The sequence below is a fragment of the Acidisphaera rubrifaciens HS-AP3 genome (assembly GCF_000964365.1).
In the GTDB taxonomy this organism is placed as follows: domain Bacteria; phylum Pseudomonadota; class Alphaproteobacteria; order Acetobacterales; family Acetobacteraceae; genus Acidisphaera; species Acidisphaera rubrifaciens.
On the sequence record NZ_BANB01000141.1, the window covers coordinates 1 to 9509 of the forward strand.

Consider the following 9509-nt stretch of genomic DNA (forward strand, 5'->3'; position numbering starts at 1 on the left):
GCGTGTGCTCCACGAACACCGCGAGCGGCGGCCAGGACAGCAGCGCGAGCAAGGTCCAGCCGGGCGCCCGCTCGCCCCAGGCGCGGCGCAGCGCGACGACGAGGCCCGCCGCGAACAGCACCGCCAGCAGCGGCGTCGCGAGGCCGAGCTGCCCGGCGATCAGCTCGCCCAGGAACTGCGCGGCCCGCGCGGGGGCGAACTCGCCTACCCGGCCGCCCTGACGCAGCAGGCTCGCCCAGCCATGCGCCGCGTTCCACCACAGCACCGGCGAGAAGACGGCGACCGACAGCAAGCCCGCGAGCCACGGCCAGGGCCGGCGCAGCCAGGGGCGCAGCGACGGCACCAGCAGGAACCACGCGCCCGCGCCGAGGCCGAGGAAGGCGGCGGTATATTTGCTGCACGCCGCCAGCCCGACCGCCAGTCCCGCGCCGAGGAGCCAGAGGATGCGCGCCCGGTCGGACGCGCCGGGCGCGGCGAAGCGGGTGAGGGCCCAGATCGCCGCCGTCCAGAAGAACAGCAGCGGCGTGTCCGGCGTCATGATGACGGCGCCGGCCGCGAACATCAGCGTCGCGTTGAGCGCCACCGCCGCGCCGATGCCGGCGCCGGACCGCAGGTCCGGCAGCAGGCGCGGTGCCGCGTCGGCCAGCAGGACGGAGCCGATGGCGGCCGAAAGCGGGCCGAGCAGCCGCACGCCGAGCGCCCCCTGCCCCGCCAGCGCCGTGCCGGCGCGTATCCACAGCGCCACCATCGGCGGATGGTCCGGGAAGCCGGCGGAAAGCGCGTGCGACCAGACCCAGTAATACGCCTCGTCCGGCGACAGGGGCGCCATGCCCGCGACCACCAGCCGCAGGACGGTCAGGACGGCCAGGGCCGCGACCGCGCGGGTGGTGCTCAGCGGGCCCGCCAGACCAGAGTGGCGGAGACGGCGTAGTTCCACACCACGCCGATCACGGCACCGGTCGCGCCGGCGGCGAGGCCGGGCGTGTGCTGCGCATAGAGCGCCTGCGCGATGCCGACATTGGCGATGGCGCCGATGCCGCAGACCAGCATGAACAGCAGCAGCCCGGACCAGACGCGCGGGCCGCGCAGCCGCTGGTCGCGATACGTCACCTGATTGTTCAGCGCGAAGTTGAACGCCATCGCCGCGACGGTGGCGAGGCTCTGCGCCAGCTCGAAATGCAGGTGCAGCCCGGCGAACCCCGCCTCCAGCACCGCCAGATGCACGAGCACGCCGAGCGCGCCCACCAGGGCGAAGGCGATGAAGCGCAGCGGCACGACGCCGCCGAGGAAGCGGCGCAGCACCAGCCGGTCCAGGATCAGCCCGGCGAACTGCACCAGCACCAGCACGTCGAGCTTGCTCTCGCCGGCCTCGCGGGCGCGGAAGCGGAACGGCACCTCGGCCACGCGCAGGCCGGGGCCGGCGGTGAGCACGAGGTCGAGCAGGATCTTGAACCCCTGCCCGGTCAGCGACGGGGCCAGACGCTCGAACAGCGCGCGCGAGAGCAGGAAATAGCCGCTCAGCGGATCGGACAGGCGCACCGGCAGGAAGCTCTGCGCCAGCCGTATGCCGCTCTCCGACAGGCGGTGGCGCCAGGGCGAGGACAGGCCGCCCGCGTCGGCGCCGGCGGCGAAGCGGCTGCCCACCGCGAGGTCGGCGCGGCCGGACCGCACCGCATCGAGCATAGCCGGCAGGATCGTCTCGTCGTGCTGGAGGTCGCCGTCCATCACCGCGATGGCGGCGGCGGAGGACGCCAGCGCCCCCTCGATCACCGCCGAGGCAAGGCCGCGCCTGCCGATGCGGCGGATGCAGCGCACCCGCGGGTCGTGCTGCGCCAGCGCGCGCGCGGCGGCGGCGGTGCCGTCGGGGCTGTTGTCGTCGACGAAGATGACTTCCCACGCGAGACCGGCGAGCGCCGTGTCCAGCGCGGCGACCAGCGGCGCGACATTGGCCGCCTCGTTGTAGCAGGGCACCACGACGGAGAGGTCGAGGGCGGCGGCCGGGGGTGCGGTCGCGGGGGATGCGGCCGCCGGGATGGGGGTTTGGCCGTCGCGCAGGGTCACGGTCATGGCGGGGGCTTTAGCGCCCCAGCGGCACGCCCGCCAGATTGCGGCTGGTGCGGATGGTCTGCAGCGTCTGCACCCGGCTGACGTCGGCGAGCCCGGTGAGCTGCTCGGTCAGCCGGTTCTCGTGCGCCGTGTCGCGGGCGACGAGGCGCAGCAGGAAATCGCCGCCGCCGCGGATCATGTGGCACTCCCGCACCTCGGGCCAGGTGCCGACCTCCGCCTCGAACGCCTGGAGCACGGCTTCCTTCTGACTCTCCAGCCCGACGATGGCGAAGAACATGATCTGCCAGCCGAGCTTCTGCGGGTCGGTGTCGGCGTGGTAGCCGCGGATGATCCCGGCCTCCTCCAGCCGGCGCACGCGGCGCAGGCAGGGCGGGGCGGAGATATCCGCGCGCCGCGCCAACTCGACATTCGTCATCCGGCCGTCCATCTGGAGTTCGGCCAGGATGATGCGGTCGACGGCGTCGAGCGTCTGGCTGTCAGTGTCGTGCGTTCGCATCGTTTGTGCAGACCGCATCGCGGCCGTCAGTCGTTTCCGCCGTTCCCTCACCGGCGCAATTATATTACCCACGGAGGGGTCCGCAAGCGGCGGATGCGCGGGCGACGCGCTTCTTGCTGCGCATGCTCAGTCGCAGGTAGGCTGCCACGTGTGTCAAGGGTCGCCCATGTCTGAAACGAACAGGACGAAGGTTCTCATCATCGGCGCCGGGCCGGCGGGCTACACGGCGGCGATCTACGCGGCGCGCGCCAGCCTCGAGCCGGTGCTGATCGCCGGGCTCCAGCCGGGCGGGCAGCTGACGATCACCACCGATGTCGAGAACTATCCGGGCTTCGCCGAGGTCATCCAGGGCCCGTGGCTGATGGAGCAGATGGCGGCGCAGGCGGCGCATGTCGGCACCCGGATCGAGTACGACCTCGTCACCGAAGTCGATTTCGCCGCCCGCCCGTTCCGGGTCACCACCGACGCGGGCGCGGTGTGGCTGGCCGAGTCGGTCATCATCGCCACGGGGGCGCAGGCGCGCTGGCTCGGCCTCGCGTCCGAGCGCCGGCTGCAGGGGGCGGGCGTGTCGGCCTGCGCCACCTGCGACGGGTTCTTCTATCGCGGCAAGCGCGTCGCGGTGGTGGGCGGCGGCAATACGGCGGTGGAGGAGGCGCTTTACCTGACGCACCACGCCGAGCACGTGACGCTGATCCACCGCCGCGACCGGCTGCGGGCGGAGAAGATTCTCCAGGCCCGGCTGTTCGCGCATCCGAAGATCAGCGTCATCTGGAACGCCGAGGTGGACGAGGTGCTGGGCGGCGGCACGCCGGAGGTGGTCACCGGCCTGCGCCTGCGCGACACCCGCGACGGCAGCCGGCGCGAGGTCGCCGTGGACGGGCTGTTCGTCGCGATCGGCCACACGCCGACCACGGCGGTGTTCGCCGGACAGGTCGCGACCGACGCCGAGGGCTACATCCTGACCGAGGCCGGCAGCACCCGCACCTCGGTCGCGGGCGTGTTCGCGGCGGGGGACGTGCAGGACCGTATCTATCGTCAGGCGGTCACGGCGGCGGGAACTGGTTGCATGGCGGCGCTGGAAGCCGAAAAGTGGCTGGCGGCGTCCGCCGAGTCGGCGGCGCTCGCGGCCGAATGATCTTTGCAAAGCGGCGCCACGGGCGCGCCGCACGGGTGGGGCAGGCATGGACTGGGACAAGCTGCGGGTATTCCACGCGGTCGCCGAGGCGGGCAGCTTCACCCATGCCGGTGACACGCTGAACCTCAGCCAGTCGGCGGTATCGCGGCAGATCTCGGCGCTGGAGGAGGCGCTGCAGGTGCCGCTGTTCCACCGCCACGCGCGCGGCCTCATCCTGACGGAACAGGGCGAGGCGCTCAACCGGACGGTGCGCGAGGTGTTCGCCAAGCTGGCGATGACCGAGGCGCTGCTGACCGAGAGCAAGGAAAAGCCCGCCGGCCGGCTGAAGATCACCACCACGGTCGGCTTCGGCACCGCCTGGCTCGCGCCGCGGCTGCAAGGCTTCCTCGATCAGTATCCCGACGTTTCGGTGACGCTGCTGCTGGATGACGCCGATCTCGATCTGGCGATGCGGGAGGCGGATGTCGCGATCCGCATGCACCCGCCGAAGCAGCCGGACCTGATCCAGCGGCACCTGATGGCGATGCAGTGGATCGTCCTCGCCTCGCCCGACTACCTCCAGCGCCACGGCACGCCGCAGCGGCCGGAGGACCTCGACAACCACAAGTTGATCCTGTTCGGCGAATACCGCCCGCCGGTTTCCGACATCAACTGGCTGGCCGAGGCCGGGCGGCGGGCCGGCAGTCCGCGCCGCGCGCTGCTTGAGGTCAACAACGTGCAGGCGATGTCGCTGGCCATCCGGTCCGGCATCGGCATCGGCGCCCTGCCCGACTACATGGCCAACGAGATGGAGGGACTGACCCGCCTGCTGCCGGACCTGAAGTCGCCGAAGGTGGACATGTTCTTTGTCTATCCGGAGGAACTCCGCAATTCCAAGCGTGTAGCGGTGTTCCGCGACTTCCTGCTGGCCCGGCTGGCGGAGATGCAGTGACCCGCCCGGTGCCGTAGGCGGCCCGCTGATACGGGCCGCGCCGCCGCTCCCCTCGCTGCCGGGCTGAACGCCGCGCGCATAACCGATAGGCACGGCGCACGCCTGCCTTGCATTGATTAATGTCTGGTCATTTCCTCGCACCCGCACAATTATCGCGGCATGGCGCGGAGACCGGCTCCGCGCGCCGTCGCGCGGTCAGGTCGGTACGATGGGTCTTGTCCAGTATGCGCTGAAATACCGGGTGAGCTTCTACGTCCTGTCGATCCTGGTGATGTTCCTCGGCGGGTCGGCGGCGATCACCACGCCCAAGGACGTATTGCCGAACGTCGCGATCCCGGTCGTCAACGTGATCTGGACCTATACCGGGCTGTCCACCAAGGAGATGGAACAGCGGATCACGACCTACTCGGAATACGGGCTGACCAACAACGTCAACGGCATCAAGAGCCTCGAGAGCACGACGCTGCAGGGCACGTCGGTCATCAAGGTGTATTTCCAGCCGGACGTGAACATCGACCTGGCGATTGCGCAGACGGTGTCCTCGGTCAACTCCATCCGGGCGCTGATGCCGCCGGGCGTGCAGCCGCCGGTCGTGCTGCGCTATCAGGCCTCGCAGGTGCCGGTCGTGCAGCTCGCGCTGTCATCGACGAAGGAGAGCGAGCAGCAGCTGTTCGACTACGCCATGTATCGCGTGCGTCAGGCGCTGGTGACGGCGCCCGGCGTCACCATGCCCGCGCCCTATGGCGGCAAGCAGCGGCAGATCATGGTCGATCTGGACATGAAGGCGCTGGCCGCGCACGGGCTGACGCCGATGGACGTGACCAACGCGGTCACGGCGCAGAACGTGACCGTCCCCTCCGGCCTCGTGAAGTTCGGGCCGGAGCAGTACGTGGTGCGCACCAACGCGACGCCGGCGCTGGTGGACACGCTGAACAACATCCCGGTGAAATACACCGGCGGCACGCCCGTGCTGCTGCGCGACGTCGCCTGGGTCCGCGACGGGTATCAGGTGCAGCAGAACATCGTCCGCGTGAACGGCGGGCGGTCGGTGCTGATGACGATGCTGAAGAACGGCAACGCCTCGACCCTGACCGTCGTGAACGACATCAAGGCGGCGATGCCCGACATCCGTGCCGCGGCACCGCACGACATGCATCTCGACCTGCTGTTCGACCAGTCGGTGTTCGTCACCAACGCGATCAGCGACGTGCTGCGCGAGGGCGCGATCGCGGCCGGGCTGACCGGGCTGATGATCCTGTTGTTCCTCGGCTCGTGGCGGGCGACGCTGGTGGTGCTGGTCTCGATTCCGCTGTCGGTGCTGACCTCGCTCGCCGTGCTGGCGGCGCTGGGCGAGACGATCAACATCTCCACCCTCGGCGGGCTGGCCCTGGCGGTCGGAATCCTGGTGGACGACGCGACGGTCGCGATCGAGAACACCTACCGCCTGCTGGAACAGGGCAAGCCGTTCCGCGTCTCGGTGGTAGAGGGCGCGGCCGGCATCGCCAAGCCGGCGCTGATCTCCACGCTGGCCATCTGCTCGGCCTTCGTCGCGGTGTTCTTCCTGACGGACGCGGCGAAATACCTGTTCACGCCGCAAGCGATGGCGGTCGTGTTCGCCATGCTGGCGTCCTATTTCCTGTCGCGGACGCTGGTGCCGATCCTGATCGACGTACTGGTTAAGAAGGAACACGACGACCGGCACGGCGCGCACGAGGCGGATGCGCCGCCGCGCGGCGTCTTCGGCCGCTTCCACGCGGCGTTCGAGCGTGGGTTCGCCCGCTTCCGCGGCGGCTACGAGGCGCTGTTGCGCGCGACGCTCGTCCATCGCGTCGCCACCGCCGTCGTCGCGGTCGGCGTCATGATCGGCGGCCTCGTGCTGTATCAGTTCACCGGATCGGAATACTTCCCGCAGATCTATTCGGGGCAGATGACGCTGCATGTGCGCGCCCGCCCCGGCACTCGGATCGAGACGGCGGAGCAGCTGTTCCAGGCGGTCGAGGACACCATCCGGCAGGTGATCCCGAAGCGCGAATTGGCGCTGATGATCGACAACATCGGCCTGCCGGCCAACAACTATAACCTTGCCTACAGCGACGGCTCGTTCGTCGCCTATAACGACGGGCAGATCCTGATCAGCCTCGCGGAGGATCACGGATCGACGGCGGTCTACATGCGCACGCTGCGGCGGGTGCTGCATGAGAAGTTCCCCAGCGCGATCTTCTACTTCCAGCCGTCCGACATCATCACGCAGACGCTGAACTTCGGCATCCCCGCGCCGATCGACGTGCAGGTGGTCGGCCGCGACGCCGCGCGCAACGAACAGGTCGCCAAGCGCATCTTCGAGGAGATGCGCGCGATCCGGGGCGCCGTGGACGTGCATATCCACCAGATCCTCGACGCGCCCGAGTTCTTCGTGAAGGTGGACCGTCAGCGTGCGCAGGAACTCGGCCTGACGGAGAGCGCCGTCGCGAACAACGTCAACATCGCCCTGTCGTCGAGCTATCAGGTGACGCCCAATTTCTGGGTCGATACCCGCACCGGCATCCCCTATCCGCTGGCCGTCCAGACGCCGGAATACCGCGTCGACACCATGCAGGAACTGCAGAACATCCCGCTGCTGGGCTTCGGCGGCGCGGCGACGAGCCTGCTGTCCAACGTCGCCAGCTTCACCCGCGGGCCGGAGCAGACGGTGGTGACGCACAGCAACGTTGCCCCCACCTTCGACATCTATGCCAGCACGCAGGACCGCGACCTCGGCTCCGTCGAGCGCGACATCCGCCGCATCGTGGCCGAGGAGCAGGGCGCGCTGAAGCCCGGCAACCGCATCGTGGTGCGCGGCCAGATCGCCAGCATGGACAGCGCGTTCTTCCGCCTCGGCCTCGGCCTCGCGGCGGCGCTGGTGTTCGTCTACCTGCTGATGGCGGTCAATTTCCAGAGCTGGGGCGACCCGCTGGTGGTGCTGCTGGCGCTGCCGATCGCCTTCTGCGGCATCACGCTCGGCCTGTTCGTGACCGGCACGGCGTTCTCGATCCCGTCGCTGATGGGTGCCATCATGTCGGTGGGCGTCGCCTCGGCGAACTCCATCCTGCTGGTGACGTTCGCCCGTGAGCACCGTGAGGCGACCGGGGCCAGCGCGATCGACGCCGCCATCGAGGCGGGGCTGGAGCGGGTGCGGCCGGTGCTGATGACCGCCGGGGCCATGTTCGTGGGCCTGATCCCGATGTCGCTCGGCCTCGGCGACGGCAGCGAGCAGAACGCGGCGCTGGCGCGGGCGGTGATGGGCGGGATCGCCTTCGGCACCTGTTCGACCCTGCTGTTCGTGCCGTTCCTATATAGCGTCCTGCGACGCGGACCCGCCCACCCGCCGGCCGACTATCTGTCCTCCGACGAGCTGAAGAGCGCGCCATGAACGAGATGCTGCCCCGCCCGCCCCAGCCGGAGACACGCACACGGGTCTCGCCGACACGCGCCCGCCGGGGACGCTTCGTGCCGCTGTTCGTCGCGGTCGTGCTGCTGATCGGCGGGCTCGTGGGCCTCGGCGTCTGGGTGCACCTGCAGCGCGGCGAGCGGGCGACGCAGGCACAGCAGCAGGAGGTCGATTTCCGCCCGACCCTGCGCACCACCGTCGCCAAGCGGGTCGATACGCCCACGAAGCTGACCCTGCCGGGCACCACGCTGGCCTTCGACCAGGCCAACATCTATGCCCGCGCCACCGGCTACATCGCCGAGCGGCGGGTCGATTTCGGCAGCCGCGTCCACAAGGGCGATCTTCTGGTCCGCATCGCCGCCCCCGATCTCGACGCGCAGCTGGCACAGGCGGTGGCGACCCTTGGCCAGACGCAGGCTGCGCTGGTGCAGGCCCGCGCGGGCGTCGATCAGGCGCGCGCCAACCTGAAACTCGCGGGCGTGACGAATTACCGCACCACCACGCTCGCCAACCAGGGCTGGGAGCCGCGGCAGAGCGCGGACAACACGACCGCGAACCTGGGCGTCAACGCGGCCGGCGTCGAATCGGCGCTGGCGGGCGTGACTGTCGCCGAGGCGAACGTCAAGGCGCAGCAGGCGACGGTGGACCGGCTGCGCGAGCTGACCGGCTACGAGCAGGTGACGGCGCCCTTCGACGGGGTCGTGACCTCGCGCACCGTCGATGTCGGCGACCTCGTCACCGCCGATGCCGGCTCGGGGCGGCCGATGTTCGTGGTCCAGCGCGACGACGTGATCCGCGTGCAGACCTATGTGCCGCAGAGCGGCGCGGTCGGGCTGCGCGACGGGCTGCCGGCGAGCGCGGTGATGCAGGAGATGCCGGACCATCCGTTCCATGGCCGGGTCGCGCGCACCGCCGTCGCGCTCGATCCCGCGACGCGGACGCTGCTGGTGCAGGTGGACGTCGACAACACCGAGCATCTGCTGCACCCCGGCGTCTATCTGGACGTGACGTTCCAGATCCCGCGCACCCGTCCGGGCGTCGTGGTGCCGGCCGAGGCCGTGCTGTTCAACGCCTCCGGCCTGCGGGTCGCGGTGATCGGCGCGGACGGGCACGTGCAGTTCCGCCCGGTCACGATCCGGCGCGATTTCGGCACGGCGGTCGAGCTGAACAGCGGCCTCGACGGCGGCGAGACGATCGCCCTCAGTCCGCCGACCGATTTGCGCGACGGACAGGCGGTGACGGTCGAGGCGACGCGCCAGCACGGCTGATCGCCGCGAGGCCGAGCGCGGCGACCGTCCCGGCGTCGAGCACCGGCCGGGGTGGCGGCGGCACGCCGAGGCCGAAGCCCATCACGTCCTCGTAACCCCACAGCGCCCAGCCGATGCCGCGCGCCGCCGCCGCCGTCCGCACCGCATCGAGCCAGGCGAGGCGGGCGGGCGCGTCCAGCGCGCGG

8 protein-coding genes are annotated in these 9509 nt (G+C 70.4%); 4 read left to right on the forward strand and 4 right to left on the reverse strand.

Going from position 1 to position 9509, the window contains the following annotated elements; genetic code table 11:
• The 3 genes from B8460_RS05270 to B8460_RS05280 form a co-directional block, all read right to left on the reverse strand.
• Nucleotides 1–937: glycosyltransferase family 39 protein (locus B8460_RS05270; protein ID WP_148360369.1), on the reverse strand; the 937-nt coding region annotated here is incomplete at its 3' end.
• Nucleotides 892–2067: a glycosyltransferase gene (locus B8460_RS05275; RefSeq protein ID WP_048860532.1), complete on the reverse strand. Its 1176-nt coding sequence runs from the start codon at nucleotides 2065–2067 to the stop codon at nucleotides 892–894. The genes B8460_RS05270 and B8460_RS05275, both read right to left, overlap by 46 nt.
• Nucleotides 2068–2077: 10 nt before the next feature.
• Nucleotides 2078–2563 carry an Lrp/AsnC family transcriptional regulator gene (locus B8460_RS05280; protein ID WP_084623254.1) on the reverse strand — a complete coding sequence of 162 codons (486 nt, stop codon included), beginning with the start codon at nucleotides 2561–2563 and terminating at the stop codon, nucleotides 2078–2080.
• A 166-nt stretch (nucleotides 2564–2729) separates the two neighbouring features.
• Here B8460_RS05280 and trxB point away from each other — a divergent pair, with 166 nt between their 5' ends.
• From trxB to B8460_RS05300, 4 genes are all read left to right on the forward strand, one after another.
• Nucleotides 2730–3698: a thioredoxin-disulfide reductase gene (gene trxB / locus B8460_RS05285; protein WP_048860534.1), complete on the forward strand. Its 969-nt coding sequence runs from the start codon at nucleotides 2730–2732 to the stop codon at nucleotides 3696–3698.
• Between the two features lie 46 nt (nucleotides 3699–3744).
• Nucleotides 3745–4629: a LysR family transcriptional regulator gene (locus B8460_RS05290; RefSeq protein ID WP_048860535.1), complete on the forward strand. Its 885-nt coding sequence runs from the start codon at nucleotides 3745–3747 to the stop codon at nucleotides 4627–4629.
• 208 nt (nucleotides 4630–4837) lie between these two features.
• On the forward strand, nucleotides 4838–8038 hold the full coding sequence (locus tag B8460_RS05295; RefSeq protein WP_048860536.1) for an efflux RND transporter permease subunit: 3201 nt from the start codon (nucleotides 4838–4840) through the stop codon (nucleotides 8036–8038).
• Nucleotides 8035–9324, forward strand: a complete 1290-nt coding sequence (locus B8460_RS05300; RefSeq protein WP_084623255.1) for an efflux RND transporter periplasmic adaptor subunit — start codon at nucleotides 8035–8037, stop codon at nucleotides 9322–9324. Before B8460_RS05295 ends, B8460_RS05300 begins: the two co-directional genes overlap by 4 nt.
• Here B8460_RS05300 and B8460_RS21650 read toward each other — a convergent pair.
• On the reverse strand, nucleotides 9257–9509 hold a 253-nt coding region (locus B8460_RS21650), incomplete at its 5' end, for a hypothetical protein (RefSeq protein WP_199445554.1). The two genes, B8460_RS05300 and B8460_RS21650, sit on opposite strands and share 68 nt — an antisense overlap.